We start from the raw sequence: 17,499 nt of genomic DNA on the forward strand, positions 1-17,499 counted from the left end.
GTCGGGAACCTGTCAGCAATGGGGAGACCTGCCCGTGGTCGACTTCCCAGGATGGGGCCGACAGCCTGAGCACCTCCGACACAGCTCACACCACGACGGGAGACCCCATGCCGATGCCCAAGCGGATCGATGCCGAGGACTATTCCGCTCGACTGGAGCCCCACCAACGTCCCCACCTCGAGGCGCTTCGAGACCTCAGCCGTGGCGTGGCGCCGCACGCGCGGGAGGTCCTGAAGTGGAACCAGCCCACGTACGTGCTCGACGACAACACCACTCTGTGCATGCTGTAGAACTTCAAGCACCACTGCTCCCTGCGGTCCACCCCCGAGTTCTTCGCACCCCACCAGTCACGGGTAGCGGCTGTGGGGGAGGCGTACGGCGCCGGGTTCATCAAGCTTCCCTACGACCGGCCCCTGCCCATCACGCTGCTCGAATCCCTCATGCGGGACCGGCTCCGCGATCAAGGCGCGTAGCAAAACCTTTCGGAGACCGTAGGGCCCCAGCCGCTGTTCGCGCGATCGATCACAGCGTCCACGGTCAGGACGCAGAGTGGAGTAAAGGCAGCTCGGACGGCGTCCGGACTGCCTTTACTCCACTAGAACATCGGATCGACACCCACACGCAGATGCCGCGACGAGAACAGCTCGCAGCGGTCCGCCATACGGCCGACCCGCGTGGGTCAGCGACCGATCACGGCTCCCGCCACGTGGCGGAACCGGCCATGCCGCCCCACGGCCCCACGCGCTCGCGGGGTTCGCGCTGGGGTGCCTCGCCGGCGTCCTGGAGGTCGCCCACGCGGTGCACCTTCACGAGGTTGGTGGACCCGGCGTGGCCCGGGGGCGAACCGGCGCAGATGATGACCATGTCCTCGGTGTTGGCGAGATCATGCTGGAGCAGGTAGTGGTCCACCTGACGAGTCATGTCGTCGGTGTGCTCCACGCGATCCACCCGGATGGGCTGGACGCCCCACAGCAACTGCAGCCACGCCTGCACGCTCTTCTCGGGGGTGAACGCGAGGATCGGGCGTTCCGGGCGCAACCGGGACAACCGGCGGGCCGAGTCACCCGTCTGGGTGAACGTGCAGATGTAGTTCACGTCCAGCTGCCGGGCGATGGTCACCGCCGCGCGGGTGATGGCGCCGCCGCGCGTGCGGGGCTCGGTGCCCAGCGGGGGCATGCGGTCCATGCCCTGCGTCTCGGTGGCCAGGATAATGTTCGACATGGTCTCGAGCGTCTTGATGGGGTACTTGCCCACCGAGGTCTCGCCCGAGAGCATCACGGCGTCCGCGCCGTCGAGCACGGCGTTCGCGCAGTCCGAGGCCTCGGCGCGCGTGGGGCGCGGGTTGTCGATCATGGACTCGAGCACCTGGGTGGCCACGATCACGGGCTTCGCCCAGCGGCGGGCGAGCTCGATCGCGCGCTTCTGCACGATCGGCACGGCCTCCAGCGGCAGCTCCACACCGAGGTCGCCGCGGGCAACCATGATGCCGTCGAACGCGTCGATGATCTCGTGCAGCGCATCCACGGCCTGAGGCTTCTCGATCTTGGCGATCACGGGGATCTTGCGATCCTCCTCCGCCATGATCTCGTGCACCCGGGTGATGTCCTGGGCGTCCCGCACGAAGGACAGCGCGATGATGTCGACGCCGCGCTGCAGGGCCCAGCGCAGGTCCGCCTCGTCCTTCTCGCTCAGTGCGGGGACGTTGACGGCCACGCCGGGGAGGTTGATGCCCTTGTGGTCGGACACGGTCCCGGCGACCACGACCTCGGTGGTGACGGCGGTGTCCGACACGGCCGTGGCGCGCAGGGCGACCTTGCCGTCGTCGATCAGCAGCGGGTCCCCCACGTTGACGTCGCCGGGCAGGCCCTTGTGGGTCGTGGAGCACAGCTCCTTGGAGCCGGGGACGTCCTCGATCGTGATCGTGAAGGTGTCACCCACGTCCAGCGCATGGGGGCCGTCCGCGAAGTTGCCCAGCCGGATCTTGGGCCCCTGCAGGTCCGCGAGGATCGCGACCGTGGTGCCCAGCTCTTCGCTGGCCCGGCGCAGGTTCTCGTAGGACGTATTGTGCACGGTGTGGTCACCGTGACTCATGTTGAGGCGAGCCACGTTCATTCCGGCCTGGATCGCCTGGGTGACGTTCTCGTACGAGGAGATGGCGGGGCCGATGGTGGCCACGATCTTCGCTCGACGCATGGGTGACTCCCTTTCGAATGGCGGATGGTTGGCGCATATGACGAAGCGGCCGGGTCGAGCAGCCTGGTGCTGCCCGACCGCGGCCGCTTCGCCGATGTCCGTTCCTAGCTTAGCAACGAGCCCTGGGAATTGATATGGCAGAACTCATGGCGGGTGCCGGGAGGATCACGGATGCGTGCGGGTCACAGGCTCAGGTCGATCGCCCGCTCGGACGGGGTCACGGGTTCTGGCAACCGGGTCTGGCCTGTCAGGTGGCGTTCCACGTGAGCGGCGCACGCCCGGCCCTCCGCGATGGCCCACACCACGAGGGACTGCCCACGACCTGCGTCACCGCACGAGAACACCCCGTCCACGGCGGTCATGTAGGTCTCGTCCCGCGCCACGTTGTCCCGGGAGTCCAGCGCCACGGGTAGCTGCTCGGTGAGCTCGCGGGACTCATTGCCCGTGAATCCCAGGGCGAGCAGGATCAGGTCCGCAGGCAACACCTTCTCGGTGCCGGCCACGGGACCGCGGGAGCCGTCCTCGCGGTACTCGGTCTCCGCCACGCGCAGTCCCGTGACCCGGCCGTCCTGCCCCACGAACTCCACCGTAGAGGCCAGGTACGTTCGTTCGCCGCCCTCCTCGTGGGACGTGGAGACCTCGAAGACCCGGGGCATCATGGGCCACGGTTCCTCGTCCGCGCGGTCCACGGGAGGCTTGCGACCGATCGCGAGCGACGTCACGGACGCCGCACCCTGGCGCAGCGCGGTGCCGATGCAGTCGGAACCGGTGTCACCGCCGCCCAACACGATCACGTGCTTGCCGCGCGCGTCGATGGGGTCGGGGACGTGGTCCTCGGCCACCAGGTGGTTGGCTCGCACGAGGAAGTCCATGGCGTAGTGGATCCCCGCGAGCTCACGGCCGGGGATCGCGAGCTCACGGGGCCGCGTGGCACCCGTGGCCACGATCACGGCGTCGTAACGCCTGCGCAGCGCGTCCCACGTGATGTCCGTGCCGATCTCCACGCCCGGGCGGAACTTGGTGCCCTCCTGGCGCATGATCTCGAGCCGGCGTTCGAGCACGGACTTCTCGAGCTTGAAGTCGGGGATGCCATAGCGCAGCAGACCGCCGATCCGGTCGTCCCGTTCGTACACGGCCACCGTGAACCCCGCCTGCGTGAGCTGCTGGGCCGCTGCGAGTCCGGCGGGACCGGAACCGACCACCGCGACCGTCTTGCCCACGAGCCGCTGCGGGACGTAGGGCTTGATGAGGTCGTCGTCGAACGCCTTCTCGCCGATCGCGTACTCGACCTGCTTGATGGTCACGGGCTCCTGGTTGATCCCGAGCACGCACGAGGACTCGCACGGCGCGGGGCACACGCGCCCGGTGAACTCCGGGAAGTTGTTGGTCGCGTGCATCCGCTCGGAGGCCTCGTCCCACCGGTCACGCCACACGAGGTCGTTCCACTCGGGGATGAGGTTGCCCAGGGGACACCCCTGGTGACAGAACGGCACACCGCAGTCCATGCAGCGCCCGGCCTGCTCGTGCAGCGTCCCCGCCTCCTGGCGTTGCTGCACCTCCGCCCAGTCCATGAGGCGCACCGGGACGGGGCGCTTGGGACGGTCCTCGCGTGTGCGGACCTTGAGAAAACCACGGGGATCAGCCACGGCCGGTCACCTCCAGAATCTTGTGCCAGGTGCCGTCGCCGTCCGGGTCGTCCCCGGCGGCTTCGGCCTCGTTGCGCAGTGCAAGCACCGCGGAGTAGTCCCGCGGCAGCAGTTTGGTGAAGCGCGACATCGTGCGGTCCGGGTCCGCGAGCAGTTGACGCGCGAACTCGGACCCGGTCTCCTCACCGTGGCGCTTGATGAGGTCGGCGAGCAACTCACGGTCGTTGGCGTCCGGGTGCTCGAGGTGCAGTTCACCGCTCTCGCGGGCCTGCTTGTTCACGTCCCGCTCGTCCAGGTCCAGCACGTATGCCACACCGCCGGACATCCCGGCCCCGAAGTTGCGGCCCGTCTCACCCAGCACCACGGCCACACCCCCGGTCATGTACTCGCAGCCGTGGTCACCGATGCCCTCGACCACCGCGGTGGCCCCGGAATTGCGCACCAGGAAGCGCTCCCCCACGGTGCCGTTGAAGAACATCTCGCCGCTCGTGGCGCCGTAACCGATCACGTTGCCCGCGATCACGTTCTCGTGGGCCACGAACCCGGCGTCGCGCGGGGGCCGCACGACGATCCGTCCGCCGGAAAGACCCTTGCCCGTGTAGTCGTTCGCGTCCCCCTCGAGCCGCAGCGTGATACCGCGGGGCACGAAGGCGCCCAGCGACTGGCCGGCCTGACCGGTCAGGGTCACGTCGATCGTGTCATCCGGCAGTTCCCGGGTCCCGAGCGCGCTGGTCACGGTGTATCCGAGCATCGTGCCCACGGCGCGGTCCGTGTTGATCACGCGTTCCTGTACGCGCACGGGTTCACCGCGTTCGATCGCCGGTTGCGCGAGCGGGATGAGCTTCGTGTCGAAGTGCTTCTCGAGTTCGTGGTCCTGGACGCCGGTATTGCGCAGTCCGCCCGTGACCCCTTCCGCGCGGAACGAATCGAGCACGGGGCTCAGGTCCAGCCCCTTGGCCTTCCAGTGCGCCACGGCCTCCCGCGTGCGCAGTACCTCGGCGTGCCCCACGGCCTCCGCGATGCTGCGGAACCCGAGTTCGGCGAGGATCTCGCGCACCTCTTGGGCAATGAACTCGAAGAAGTTCACCACGTGCTCGGCCTTGCCCGTGAAGCGCTTGCGCAGTTCGGGGTTCTGCGTGGCAACTCCCACGGGGCACGTGTCCAGATGGCACTTGCGCATCATGATGCAGCCCTCCACCACGAGCGGCGCCGTGGCGAAGCCGAATTCCTCGGCGCCCAGCAACGCGGCGACGACGACGTCGCGCCCCGTCTTGAGCTGGCCGTCCGCCTGCACGACCACGCGCTCGCGCAGCCCGTTCAGCCGCAGGGTCTGCTGGGTCTCCGCGAGTCCCAGCTCCCACGGCATGCCCGCGTGCTTGAGCGAGTTCAGGGGCGCCGCGCCCGTGCCGCCGTCGTGGCCGGAGACCAGTACGACGTCGGCCTTGGCCTTGGTCACGCCCGCCGCGACCGTCCCAATCCCGCGTTCCGACACGAGCTTGACGTGCACGCGAGCGCGAGGGTTGGCGTGCTTGAGGTCGTAGATCAGCTGCGCGAGGTCCTCGATCGAGTAGATGTCGTGGTGCGGCGGCGGGGAGATCAGCGAAACCCCCGGGGTCGCGTGGCGCGTGCGCGCGATCCATGGGTAGACCTTCTGCGCCATGAGCTGCCCGCCCTCGCCGGGCTTGGCGCCCTGGGCCATCTTGATCTGCAGGTCGTCCGCGGTCGCGAGGTACAGGCTCGTGACCCCGAACCGGCCAGAGGCCACCTGCTTGATCGCCGAACGCCGCTCGGGGTCGATCAGCCGCTCGACGTCCTCACCGCCCTCGCCCGTGTTGGACTTGGCGCCCAGACGGTTCATGGCGATCGCGAGCGTCTCGTGGGCCTCCGCGGAGATCGAGCCGTAGCTCATGGCACCCGTGGAGAACCGCTTGACGATCTCGCTCACGGGCTCCACCTCGTCGATGTCCACGGGCTCGCGCGTGGACGCGAAACTCATGAGTCCGCGCAGGGTCGCGAGCTCCTTGGCCTGGTCGTCCACACGGGACGTGTAGGACTTGAAGATGTCGTAGCGGCCCGTGCGGGTCGCGTGCTGCAACCGGAAGACCGTGTGCGGGTCGAACAGGTGCCGCGGTCCCTCGCGGCGCCAGTCGTACTCGCCGCCCGTGGCGAGGTCCCGGTGCGGTTCGGTGACGCCGTCCTCCGGATAGGCCAGGCGGTGTCGGGACTGGATCTCCGCGGCGATCACGTCCAGACCCACACCCTCGATCTGGGTCCGTGTGCCCGCGAAGTAGTCGTCCACGAGCTCGCTCGACAGGCCCAGGGCCTCGAACGTCTGCGCACCGCAGTACGACTGCACGGTGGAGATGCCCATCTTGGACATGATCTTCTGCACGCCCTTGCCCAGCGCCTTGATGAGGTTCGCCACGGCCTGTTCTTCCGTGACCCCCCGGATCTCCCCGCGGCGCACGAGTTCCTCGGCGGATTCCATGGCCAGGTAGGGGTTCACGGCCGACGCCCCGTAGCCCAGCAGCAGGGCCACGTGGTGGACCTCCCGCACGTCCCCCGATTCCACGATCAGGGCCACCTTGGTGCGGGTCGCCGAGCGCAACAGGTGGTGGTGCACGGCGGAGGTCAGCAGCAGGGACGGGATGGGAGCCCACACGCCGTTGGAGTCCCGGTCGGAGATGATGACGAACTGCACCCCGCGGTTCACGGCCGCGGAGACCTTCTCGCAGATCTCCGCGATCCGGGCCCGCAGCGAGTCCGCACCGTCCACGGGACGGTACAGCCCGCGCACGCGCAGGCTCAGGGGCACGCCGTCGTCGTCCAGGTGCACGAACTGGTCCAGCTGGTCGTTGTCGATCACCGGGAAGTTCAGCTGGATCTGGCGCGTCCGGGTCTGCTGCGTGGAGAGCATGTTGGCCATGGGCCCCACGGCACCGGCCATGGACGTGACGAGTTCCTCGCGGATCGCGTCGAGCGGCGGGTTGGTCACTTGCGCGAAGGACTGCACGAAGTAGTCGAACAACAGCCGCGAGCGGTTGGACAGCACCGCCACGGGCGTGTCCGTGCCCATCGCGTAGATGGGCTCGGCGCCGGCCGCGGCCATGGGACCGATGATCAGCTTGAGCTCTTCCTCGGTGTAGCCGAAGGTCTTCTGTCGTAACCGGATGGAGTGCGGCGGGTGGGTCATGTGCTCGCGTTCGGGCAGCTCCGTGATGGGCAGCACCGAGTCCCGCACCCAGTCCTGCCACGGCTTGGTGGCGGCGAGTTCGGCCTTGATCTCGCTGTCCTCCACGATCCGGCCCTCGTCCGTGTCCACGAGGAACATGGTCCCCGGGGACACCCGGCCCTTGCGGACGACGACGCGCTCCCCCACGTCCACGACGCCCACCTCGGAGGCGAAGATCACCAGACCGTCGTCGGTCTGCCAGAACCGCCCCGGGCGCAACCCGTTACGGTCCAGGACCGAGCCCACGCGCACGCCGTCCGTGAAGGACACGCACGCGGGACCGTCCCACGGCTCCATGAGCGTGGCGTGGTACTGGTAGAAAGCCTTGAGCTGCGGATCCATGGTCTCATGGTTCTGCCACGCCTCCGGGATCAGCATGAGCATGGTCTCGGTCACGGGCCGGCCCGCGAGCTGGAGCAGCTCGGCAACCTCGTCGAGCGACTGCGAGTCGGACGCGCCCTCCGAGCAGATGGGGAACAGGTCCTCGGGCTGGCGGCCCAGCACGGCCCCGGACAGCGAGGACTGGCGTGCGCGCATCCAGTTGCGGTTGCCCACCACGGTGTTGATTTCACCGTTGTGCGCGAGCGTTCGCATGGGCTGGGCGAGCGGCCAGGACGGGAACGTATTGGTGGAGAAGCGCGAGTGCACCACCGCGAGCTTGGTCGTGAACCGCGGATCGGACAGGTCCGGGTAGAACGGTTCGAGCTGAGCCGTGGTGAGCATGCCCTTGTACACGAGCGTGCGGGACGAGAAGGACGGGAAGTACACCCCGAACTTGTTCTGCGCGCGCTTGCGCACGCGGAACGCCTTCTGGTCCAGTTCGAGCTGGGCGGCCACGGGATCGTAGGACGTTGCGTCCTGCGCAAACAGGGACGCCGCCCGCTCGTTGTGACTGCTGTCGGAGACGAAGAACTGCACGAACGTTGGCATCACGGCGCGCGCGGACGCGCCCACGGCGTCGTCGACCACGGGGACGTCCCGCCAGCCCAGGACCGTGAGGCGTTCCATGCGGGCGAGTTCCTCGAGCGAGCGCTTGAGCTCCTCGAGGTGCTTACCGCCGGTGGGCATGAACGCCGTGCCCACCACGTAGGCCCCCTGGGGCGGCAGCGGGAAGTCCACCACCTCGCGCAGGAACTCGTCCGGGATCTGGGTCAGCAGACCGGCGCCGTCCCCGGTGCCCTCGTCCCCACCTACCGCACCGCGGTGCTCGAGGTTGCGCAGGGCCGTGAGCGCGGCGTCCACGATGTCGTGGGAGGCCACGCCGTCCAGGGTGGCCACGACGGCCAGACCGCACGCGTCCTTCTCGTCCTCCGAGCGGTACAGGCCCTGATCCTCGGGCACTGCCGAGAAACGCTCGAACGGGGACACCGGTTCGGCGGCGTCGCGTGGTTCGGGTGCGTCCCGGTGGACGGGATCCGTGGTGCTCACGCGATGCTGCTCGCGGGAGTTCGGGGCTGCTATCTGGTCACTGCTCATGGCGGTACTCCTCACCAAGGGCCGGCAGGTCGAATGCGTCGGACGAGGCCCGGGGAGCACTCGGTGGGTGCGCAGCGGGCGACGCGGGATCCAGGTGACGCGCGTGTCCGCCCCGTTGCGGAAGGAAGCGGCCCGTGGGCCGTGGATCGAACCGGCGGGTCCCACGGATGAGCGGGACAGGCACGGTGCTCGGGTAATTTACCACGTAGGCCACGTCACACGAACATGCGTGACGGATCGCACGGACGACGACGCGGGCCCCGCGGAGTCGTGAAGAGCTCTGCGGGGCCCGCGTGCGGCGTCGTGGTCGGAGACCCGGAGGACGCGTCAGGAACGCACGGCCCGGGCAGGCTCGGCCGCTGCCCCGGCACGAGAGCGGGCACGCCTACCCAGGACCGCGAAGAGGATGATGCCCGCGATGACGATCAGCAGCGAGGTCCACACGTGCACGCGCACACCGGCGATCATCAGGGCCGGGTCCACGCGCAGGAACAGCTCGATGAGCAGTCGCCCGATCCCGTAGTAGATCATGTACAGCGCGAAGATGCGCCCGTGCGGGTCCCGCATGCGGCGGTCGATTGCGAGCAGCAGCACCACACCCAGCAGGTTCCACAGGCTCTCATACAGGAACGTGGGGTGGAACAGCGTGTCCGCGGGCAGCCCCGCGGGGAAGTTCGGGGACGCCGGGGAGATCTCGAGCCCCCACGGCAGTGTGGTGGGTCTGCCGAACAGTTCCTGGTTGAACCAGTTGCCCCACCGTCCCACGGCCTGGGCAAGCAGGAGTCCGGGGGCCACGCAGTCCGCGAACACGGCGAGCGACAACCCGTTCTTGCGCGAGACGAACCACGCGGCCACGGCGCCGAACAGCACGGCGCCCATGATGCCGAGTCCGCCCTCCCAGATCCGGAAGACGGCCAGGGGGTCCGCGCCGGGCCCGAAGTACCCGGCGGGGTCCGTGATCAGCACGTGGTAGGCGCGCGCCCCCACGATCCCGGCGAGCACCGCCCAGAACACGATGTCCCACAGTACGTCCGGGTCCTGACCGCACTGCTTCCAGCGCCGCATGGTGAGCCAGATGGCCAGGGCCATCCCGAGCAGGATGCACAGCGCGTAGAAGTGCACCGTGAGCGGCCCCAGGTGGATGCTGCTGATGCTCGGGGACGGGATGGAGGCGTGCAGCACCGGCGGCATCAGTCGCGTCCCGCGAGGTGCGCGGCGAGCTCACCCACGGCCTGCGGCCCGCCCTCACCGAGCGCGCGCACGAGAGCCGTGCCCACGATCACGCCGTCCGCGTACGCCCCGATCTCCAGCACGTGCTCGCGGCTGGACACCCCCAGGCCCACGCACACCCGCTCCGCACCGGCCCCGCGTGCGCGGGCGACGACGTCCTCGGCGGCCGAGGACACCTGGTCCCGGGTCCCGGTCACGCCCATCACGGACACCGCGTACACGAAGCCGGAGGCCGCGCTCACAGTCATGTCCATGCGCTCACGGGTGGTGGACGGGGCCACCAGGAAGATCCGGTCCAGACCGTGCTCCTCGGAGGCCGCGAACCATTCCGAGGCCTCGTCCGGGATCAGGTCCGGGGTGATGATCCCGGCTCCCCCGGCGTCCTTGAGCCGGCGCGCGAACTCGTCCACCCCCGCCTGCAGCACGGGGTTCCAGTACGTCATCACCACGGGGACCGCGTCCGTCTGCTCGGCGACGGCGCGCACCACGGTGAACGCGTCCTCGACCCGGAAACCGTTGGCGAGCGCCTGGGTGGTCGCCGCCTGGATGACCGGTCCGTCCATCACGGGCTCCGAGTAGGGGATGCCGATCTCGATGATGTCCGCGCCGTTGCGACCCAGGGCCACGGCGGCGGCGGCGGACTCCTCGACGGTGGGGTACCCGGCGGGCAGATAGCCCACGAGGGCCGGGCGGCCCTCGGCCTTGCACCGTTCGATCCGCCGCGACAGCGCGGAGTCCGCGCTGCGCGTGAGGTCACGCGGGACGATGCGTTCGGTCAAGCCCGCAGGGGTGTGCTCGGTGGTGCTCACAGTTGTTCGCCTTTCTGCGCCACGCGTTCCTCGTGGCTGTCCTGCGGGAGGAGGTCGAACCATTCCCCCGCGGTGGCCACGTCCTTGTCGCCGCGCCCGGAGAGCGAGACCATGATGATCTTCTGCGCCGCTTCCTCGGGCCCGAGTTCCGCGACCCAGCGGGCAGCGACCTCGCGGGCGCCGGCGAGCGCGTGGGAGGACTCGATGGCCGGGAGGATGCCCTCGGTGCGGCACAACAGCCGGAAGGCGTCCATGGCCTGGACGTCCGTGACCGCTTCGTAGTTCACGCGCCCGATCGAGTGCAGGTAGGAGTGTTCCGGCCCCACGGCGGGGTAGTCCAGGCCGGCGGAGATCGAGTGGGACTCCACGGTCTGCCCGTCCGGGTCCTGCATGAGGAACGTCTTGGCGCCGTGCAGCACGCCCGGTCGGCCCAGTGTGATGGTCGCGGCGTGGCGGCCGGTCTGCACGCCGTCACCCCCGGCCTCGTTGCCGTAGAGCTGCACGGACTCATCGTCCAGGAAGCCGTGGAAGATCCCGATGGCGTTGGACCCGCCGCCCACGCACGCGGTCACGGCGTCCGGGAGGCGGCCTGCCTGCTCGAGGATCTGCGCGCGGGCCTCCTCACCGATCTGTTCGTGGAAGTAGCGGACCATAGCCGGGAACGGATGCGGTCCGGCGGCGGTGCCGAGCAGGTAGTGAGTGGTCTCCACGGACGCGACCCAGTCCCGCAGGGCCTCGTTGATCGCGTCCTTGAGGGTGCGGGAACCGTTCTTCACGGCCACGACCTCCGCTCCCAGCAGCCGCATGCGCGCGACATTGAGCGCTTGGCGGCGCGTGTCCTCCTCGCCCATGTACACGCAGCACTCCATGCCGAACAGAGCCGCTGCGGTGGCCGTGGCCACACCGTGCTGGCCCGCGCCTGTCTCGGCGATCAGCCGTGTCTTGCCCATGCGCCGGGCCAACAGGGCCTGCCCCAGCACGTTGTTGATTTTGTGGGAACCGGTGTGGTTGAGGTCCTCACGCTTGAGGAACACGCGCACCCCGAGTTCCGCGCCGAAGCGCTCGGCCTCGGTGAGCAGGGAGGGTCGGCCGGAGTACTCGCGGGAGAGCCGCTGGAACTCGTCCTGGAAGGTCTCATCCGTACGAGCCTTGTCGAACGTCTCGGTCAGTTCGTCCAGGGCCGCCACGAGGGACTCGGGCATCCACCGGCCACCGAAGTCCCCGAAGTAAGGGCCCGGGGCGTGCCGGAGGGACTCGGCGTCCCGTGCGGAAGCCTCCCCCGAGACCTGGGCCGCGGCGAGTTCCTCCTGCGCGGCGCTCGGGGTGGCCCCCGCCAAGTACTCGGCCCGGGACATTGCGCCGACCTCCCGGAAGCGACCGATGGTCTGCGCGGGGTCCTCGGCGCGCACGAGCACCTCACCGGTCAGCACCGCGTTGGCGCCGTGGCCCGCGTACAACCGGATCTGCTCCTCCCCCAGGACACCGGACTCCGCCACGATCACGGCCTCGCGTGGCAACCGCTCGGCGAGCCGACCGAACGTGTCCACGTCCACGTCCAGGGTCTTGAGGTTGCGGGTGTTCACCCCGATGATCCGCGCACCCACGGCGACGGCGCGATCGATCTCCTCCTCGGTGTGCGTCTCCACGAGCGCATGCATGCCGAGGTGGTGGGTCAGCTCGAGCAGCTCCCGCAGGGTGGCGTCGTCGAGGGCCGCCACGATGAGCAGCACGATGTCCGCACCGTGCGCGCGGGCCTCCCACACCTGGTACTCCTCGACCACGAAGTCCTTGCGCAGCACGGGGATGCCCACGGCGCGGCGTACGGCGTCGAGGTCCGCGAGCGAGCCCCCGAAGCGGCGCTGCTCGGTGAGCACGGAGATCACGGAGGCCCCACCGCGCTCGTACGCGGCGGCCAGCTGCGCCGGGTCCTCGATCGCTGCGAGCGCACCCTTGGACGGGCTCGAGCGCTTGACCTCGGCGATCACCTGCACGGACGCGGGATCCGAACCGCGCAGCGCGGACTCGGCGTCCAGCGCGGGAGTCTGTTCCGCGGCGGCATGGCGCACGTCCTGCAGGGACACCGATGTCTTCCGGGTCTCGAGGTCCTCGCGCACCCCCTCGATGATCCGGTCCAGCACCGTACCGGTGTGCTGCTGCGTCATGCGATTCCTCACTTAGTTCTCGGTGCACGCCGGCGTGCGGTGCACCCGGCGCACGGACGACGATGACCAGTTCCCCGACAGCGCGGAACTGGTCATCGACGGATGAATGCGGTACCGATCCCCTGCGGCGATCAGTGGGACTTGGTCTTGGACCCGCCCTTGCCGTACCCCATGGACTTGAGCACGCCGCCCACGATCACGCCCACGATGATCAGACCGATGCCCACGACCGTCACAGGGACCGAAGCCATCACGAAACCCACGCAGCCCACGATGACACCCACGGTCATCACGCCCACACAGGCCCACGCGGCCACGGTGTTGCCGTGGCCCACCGCGGCGGTGTGGTCCAGGATGATCTGATCGGTGTTCGACATGCGTGTCCACTCTCCCGTGCCGGTTGAGCCGCTCGGCTCTTGGATTGCCGGTCCCGCGTGAGCCGTGGGACCGAGGATTCTCTGACCCCATTGTGCCACTTCCCGGCGCGTGCGCGCCGCAGCCCACGCGGTTCAGTCGGTTTGTGTAGGATCCTCGCCGCGGGTCAGCGCGTCCCACGTGTCGATGTCGTCCACGTGCTCCGCGGCCTGGGTCTCCCCTGCCGAGGCCTCGCCACCCCGCGGATGCATCGCGGCCGTCGTCGCGGCGGTTCCCACGCTGCCGGCGACCGCAGCGCGATCGTAGCGTTGCGCATTGCGCCGTCGCGCGTGCCGGGCGACCACCGCGAGCCACACGCCGCACAGTGCGAGCAGCACCGCGGCGGTCACGGCGGCCCACGGCCACCCGGTAAGGGCGTAGTCCCCGCCGTCGTTGATCACACCCGTCTGCGCGCCGACCGTGGGTTGCGCGGCCGCACGCGAGTCCCCTGTGACGGCCAGCACCGCGAGCACCGCGCCCACGCCCGCTAGCGCGACGACGGCGCCCACGATCATGCGCAGCACCCGGCCTCCCAGCGTGGAGGCCACCGCGGCCACGGCGGCGACAAGACCCAGGGCGGTGACGGCCGGAGCGGCGTCGGCCCCGGGGACGTCCACCGTGACCGACTGCAGGGACGTGGGGACGTCCGCGTGGATCCAGGTGGCGGTGGTCGTGGCGAACAACGCCAGGGCACACAACAGCGTGACCAGGACGGCGGGTGCGGTGCGGCGCAGCAACGTCAGCTCCTCGGGGGACGGGAGGCCCGGGTGTCCGTGCCCGGCTCGCGCAGGGTCTGGGCGATCAGCGCGGCGCGCAACGGCGCGGTGGCCTTGTTGAGGGATTCCTGGGCCTCGGACTCGGGATCCGAATCAGCCACGATACCGCCGCCCGCCTGGACGTACGCCGTACCCTCGAGCAGCAGCGCCGTGCGGATCGCGATCGCCATGTCCATGTTCCCCGCGAAGTCCATGTAGCCCACGACGCCGCCGTAGACGGCCCGGCGCAGCGGCTCGTACTCGTCGAGCAGGCGCAACGCGCGAGGCTTGGGCGCGCCCGAGAGCGTGCCCGCGGGGAACGTGGCGGCGAGGACGTCGTAGGCGGTGACGTCCTCGCGCATGCGCGCGACCACCGTGGAGCACAGGTGCATGATGTGGCTGAAACGCTCGATCTCCATGAACTCGCTCACGTCCACGCTGCCGGGCTCGGCGACCTTGGAAAGATCGTTGCGGGCCAGGTCCACGAGCATGAGGTGCTCCGCGCGTTCCTTCTCGTCCGCGAGCAGGTCCTGGCCCAGGGCCACGTCCTCGTCCACCGTGGCACCGCGCGGGCGGGAGCCCGCGATCGGGTGGGTCATGGCCTGGCGGCCCGTGACCGTCACGAGCGCCTCGGGTGAGGAACCCACGATCGAGTACGGCCGACCTTGGGCGTCCTCGAACGAGTACAGGTACATGTACGGGCTCGGGTTGATCCGGCGCAGCGTGCGGTAGACGTCCAGCGAGCTCGCGTGGCACTCAGCCTCGAAGCGGCGCGAGACCACCACCTGGAAGATGTCGCCGTCCACGATCGCCTGCTTGCCGCGGTCGATCGCGGACATGAACAGCTCCCGGTCCCACGACTGGCGCGCGACGGACTCCACGTCCGTGAGCTCCGGTGCTCCCTGCTCCGCGATGGACACCGTAGTGCGCTCGAGCGGGGTGGCCAGGCGGGTCACCATGGAGCGCAACCGGGACACGGCGTCGTGGTAGGCGGCATCCACGTTCTCGTCCGTGCCGTTGACGTTCACGGCATTGGCCACGAGCAGCACGGAGCCGTCCTTGCTGTCGTGCACGGCCATGTCCGCGACCAGGTTCATGGCCAGCTCGGGCATGTGCAGGTCGTGCGGTGTGCAGCAACTGCATGGTCGCGCGCAGTGCGTCGAGGGGATCGCCGTCCACCGGTGCCCCGGCCGGTGCGTCACCGATCCAGTGCGCCTGCCCGTCCCGGGAGGTCAGCGTGGCCACGGAACCGGCACCCACGAACGAGTAGCGGGACCACACCCCGCCCTCCGCAGCGGACTCGAGCAGGAACGTGCCCGGGCGGGGTTCGCCCTCGCGGGTCACGAGCGCGCGGTACAGACCCACGGGGGTCAGTGAGTCCGCGAGCACCGTGGTGCGCACCGGGATCACGCGGCGGGTCGCGGCATACTGCCGGAACTCCTCAAGGGTGGGGGTGATGTTGCCGAGTTCGTGCATTTAAACCGCCTGTTCCGCGTGGAGGTCTCGATCGTCGAAACACGTGCGCGAGCCCGTGTGGCATGCCGCGCCGTGCTGGTCCACCTGCACGAGCAAGGCGTCCCCGTCACAGTCCAGGCTCACGGAGTGCACGCTCTGGTAGTGCCCGGAGGTGTCCCCCTTGCGCCAGTACTCCTGGCGGGACCGCGACCAGAAGGTCACGCGACCCTCGGTCAGGGTGCGGTGCAGGGCCTCGTCGTTCATCCAGCCCAGCATGAGCACCTCCTTGGTGTCGTACTGCTGGATGATCGCCGCCACGAGTCCCGCCTCGTTGTGCGAGAGCTGCTCGGCGATGCGGGGGTCCAGGTTGTGGGTCGTGAACTCGGCCGTGGCGGTACTCATCCGCGTCTCCTGGTTCTGGGACATCAGCGCACCTCGTAACCTGCGGCACGCAGGGCGTTCTTGACGTCCGCGATCGCGTCGTCCGGGCCGAAGTGGAACACCGAGGCCGCCAGCACCGCGTCCGCGCCGACGGCGACCGCGGGCGGGAAGTGCTCGGGTGCCCCGGCCCCGCCCGACGCGATGAGCGGAACGTTTACCCGATCCCGCACGGCGGAGATCATCTCCAGGTCGAAGCCCTCGCGGGTCCCGTCCGCGTCCATCGAGTTGAGCAGGATCTCCCCGACCCCGCGTTCCTCGGCCTCCCAGGCCCACTCGAGCGCGTCCAGGCCCGTGAGCGTGCGCCCACCGCGCGTGGTGACCTCGAAACCGGACGGGGTGTTGCCCGTGCGTTTCGCGTCCAGGGACAGCACGAGCACCTGGTTGCCGAAGCGGTTCGTGATCTCGTCGATGACCTCCGGGCGCGTGACCGCCGCGGTGTTGATCGAGGCCTTGTCCGCGCCGCAGCGCAGCAACCGGTCCACGTCCTGCGCCGTGCGCACGCCGCCCCCCACGGTCAGGGGGATGAACACCTTCTCTGCGGTGCGGGCCACGACGTCGAACATGGTGTCCCGCTCGCTCGAGGACGCGGTCACGTCCAGGAACGTGAGCTCGTCCGCGCCGGCCAGGTTGTAGCGCGCCGCGAGTTCCACAGGATCCCCCGCGTCCCGCAGGTTCTCGAAGTTCACGCCCTTGACCACGCGCCCGGCGTCGACGTCCAGACACGGAATGACTCGTACGGCCACACCCATTACGCCACCGTCCTTACTGCTCTCGACTTCTCTTCGCCCGCGCCCGCGTCAGATCCGCGCGGCCTGGATGGGTGAGACCAGGATGGCCCGGGCCCCCACTTCGTAGAGCGCGTCCATGACCTTGTTGGTGTCGCTCTTGCGCACCATCGCGCGAACGGCCACCGCGCCGTCGTGACCGAGCGGGGAGATCGTGGGGCCCTGCATACCCGGGGTGATCTCGGTGGCGGCGGCCAGCAGGTCCTCGGTGATGTCGTAGTCCATCATCACGTACTGCCGCGCGACCAGCACACCCTGCAGACGACGTCGCAGCACGCGCAGTCCCTCGGGTTCCGGTTCGTCGCGGCGGCGGATGAGCAGCGCCTCGGAGGTCATGATCGGTTCGTCGAAGATCTCGAGGCCCGCCGCGCGCAGGGTGTTGCCGGTCTCCACGACGTCCGCGATCGCGTCCGCGACACCCAACCGAATGGAGGATTCTACGGCGCCGTCCAGGCGCACGACCTCGGCATCCACGCCGCGGTCCGCGAGGTAACGCTCCAGCAGCAACTGGTAGCTCGTGGCGATCCGCTTGCCCTCGAGTTCCTGCACGGACTCGAACTGGCCGCGCGGGCCGGCCAACCGGAAGGTGGAACGGGCGAAGTCCAGGCCCAGCTCCTCCTCGGCCTCCGCGTCGGAATCGAGCAGCAGGTCCCGTCCGGTGATCCCCAGGTCCAGGGTGCCGCCACCCACGTAGATCGCGATGTCCCGCGGGCGCAGGTAGAAGAACTCCACGTGGTTGTCGTTGTCCACGAGCACGAGTTCCCGGGTGCTGCGCCGCTGCCGGTAACCGGCCTCGGTGAGCATGGTGATGGCGGCTTCGGACAGCGCGCCCTTGTTGGGCACGGCTACTCGCAGCATGGGATTCCTTTCCGCGGGGCGCAGATGACGGGGATCGGGGCGG

12 protein-coding genes and 1 pseudogene are annotated in these 17,499 nt (G+C 69.4%); 1 reads left to right on the top strand and 12 read right to left on the bottom strand.

All coding sequences use genetic code 11. The features are described 5' to 3' along the window. The first annotated feature begins 107 nt into the window (after positions 1 to 107). Positions 108 to 290, top strand: a complete 183-nt coding sequence (locus J1M36_RS01980; RefSeq protein ID WP_206478534.1) for a DUF1801 domain-containing protein — start codon at positions 108 to 110, stop codon at positions 288 to 290. A 400-nt stretch (positions 291 to 690) separates the two neighbouring features. Here J1M36_RS01980 and pyk read toward each other — a convergent pair whose 3' ends face one another. From pyk to hisG, 12 genes and pseudogenes are all read right to left on the bottom strand, one after another. Further along, positions 691 to 2,193, bottom strand: a complete 1,503-nt coding sequence (gene pyk, locus J1M36_RS01985; RefSeq protein ID WP_064846830.1) for a pyruvate kinase — start codon at positions 2,191 to 2,193, stop codon at positions 691 to 693. A gap of 182 nt (positions 2,194 to 2,375) precedes the next feature. Further along, a complete protein-coding gene (locus J1M36_RS01990; RefSeq protein ID WP_064846829.1) occupies positions 2,376 to 3,839 on the bottom strand; it encodes a glutamate synthase subunit beta in 1,464 nt (487 codons plus the stop codon). Beyond that, the gene (gene gltB, locus J1M36_RS01995) at positions 3,832 to 8,547 is read right to left on the bottom strand and encodes a glutamate synthase large subunit (protein WP_231885605.1); all 4,716 of its coding nucleotides are present in this window, start codon (positions 8,545 to 8,547) and stop codon (positions 3,832 to 3,834) included. The genes J1M36_RS01990 and gltB overlap by 8 nt, the downstream gene beginning before the upstream one ends. Positions 8,548 to 8,874: 327 nt before the next feature. Continuing rightward, positions 8,875 to 9,738, bottom strand: coding sequence for a prolipoprotein diacylglyceryl transferase (gene lgt / locus J1M36_RS02000; RefSeq protein WP_206478535.1), 864 nt, complete (start codon positions 9,736 to 9,738; stop codon positions 8,875 to 8,877). Then, entirely contained in the window at positions 9,738 to 10,544 is an 807-nt protein-coding gene (gene trpA, locus J1M36_RS02005) for a tryptophan synthase subunit alpha (RefSeq protein ID WP_342358274.1), read from the bottom strand. The genes lgt and trpA overlap by 1 nt, the downstream gene beginning before the upstream one ends. Before the next feature lie 38 nt (positions 10,545 to 10,582). Next, positions 10,583 to 12,748, bottom strand: coding sequence for a bifunctional phosphoribosylanthranilate isomerase/tryptophan synthase subunit beta (locus J1M36_RS02010; RefSeq protein ID WP_206478537.1), 2,166 nt, complete (start codon positions 12,746 to 12,748; stop codon positions 10,583 to 10,585). Positions 12,749 to 12,879: 131 nt separating this feature from the next. Beyond that, complete coding sequence (locus J1M36_RS02015; RefSeq protein WP_098054460.1) at positions 12,880 to 13,125, bottom strand: HGxxPAAW family protein; 246 nt, start codon at positions 13,123 to 13,125, stop codon at positions 12,880 to 12,882. Between the two features lie 132 nt (positions 13,126 to 13,257). Then, complete coding sequence (locus J1M36_RS02020) at positions 13,258 to 13,899, bottom strand: Trp biosynthesis-associated membrane protein (protein WP_193519547.1); 642 nt, start codon at positions 13,897 to 13,899, stop codon at positions 13,258 to 13,260. A 2-nt stretch (positions 13,900 to 13,901) separates the two neighbouring features. Further along, a pseudogene (locus J1M36_RS02025) lies at positions 13,902 to 15,393 on the bottom strand (chorismate-binding protein). After that, positions 15,394 to 15,774, bottom strand: coding sequence for a phosphoribosyl-AMP cyclohydrolase (gene hisI, locus J1M36_RS02030; RefSeq protein ID WP_206478538.1), 381 nt, complete (start codon positions 15,772 to 15,774; stop codon positions 15,394 to 15,396). A 23-nt stretch (positions 15,775 to 15,797) separates the two neighbouring features. Continuing rightward, positions 15,798 to 16,562 carry an imidazole glycerol phosphate synthase subunit HisF gene (hisF, locus tag J1M36_RS02035; RefSeq protein WP_206478539.1) on the bottom strand — a complete coding sequence of 255 codons (765 nt, stop codon included), beginning with the start codon at positions 16,560 to 16,562 and terminating at the stop codon, positions 15,798 to 15,800. A gap of 48 nt (positions 16,563 to 16,610) precedes the next feature. Further along, positions 16,611 to 17,456: an ATP phosphoribosyltransferase gene (hisG, locus tag J1M36_RS02040; protein ID WP_206478540.1), complete on the bottom strand. Its 846-nt coding sequence runs from the start codon at positions 17,454 to 17,456 to the stop codon at positions 16,611 to 16,613. Positions 17,457 to 17,499: the final 43 nt, after the last annotated feature.

Origin of the sequence: Kocuria sp. KRD140, assembly GCF_017168375.1 — a bacterium.
In the GTDB taxonomy this organism is placed as follows: domain Bacteria; phylum Actinomycetota; class Actinomycetes; order Actinomycetales; family Micrococcaceae; genus Kocuria; species Kocuria marina.

Bases quoted from the DNA above. Each gene is read 5' to 3' on its own strand.
- hisI (WP_206478538.1), bottom strand. From the start codon at position 15,774: ATGAGTACCGCCACGGCCGAGTTCACGACCCACAACCTGGACCCCCGC.
- J1M36_RS02010 (WP_206478537.1), bottom strand. From the start codon at position 12,748: ATGACGCAGCAGCACACCGGTACGGTGCTGGACCGGATCATCGAGGGG.
- hisG (WP_206478540.1), bottom strand. From the start codon at position 17,456: ATGCTGCGAGTAGCCGTGCCCAACAAGGGCGCGCTGTCCGAAGCCGCC.
- lgt (WP_206478535.1), bottom strand. From the start codon at position 9,738: ATGCCGCCGGTGCTGCACGCCTCCATCCCGTCCCCGAGCATCAGCAGC.
- pyk (WP_064846830.1), bottom strand. From the start codon at position 2,193: ATGCGTCGAGCGAAGATCGTGGCCACCATCGGCCCCGCCATCTCCTCG.
- J1M36_RS01980 (WP_206478534.1), top strand. From the start codon at position 108: ATGCCGATGCCCAAGCGGATCGATGCCGAGGACTATTCCGCTCGACTG.
- J1M36_RS02015 (WP_098054460.1), bottom strand. From the start codon at position 13,125: ATGTCGAACACCGATCAGATCATCCTGGACCACACCGCCGCGGTGGGC.
- hisF (WP_206478539.1), bottom strand. From the start codon at position 16,562: ATGGGTGTGGCCGTACGAGTCATTCCGTGTCTGGACGTCGACGCCGGG.
- gltB (WP_231885605.1), bottom strand. From the start codon at position 8,547: ATGAGCAGTGACCAGATAGCAGCCCCGAACTCCCGCGAGCAGCATCGC.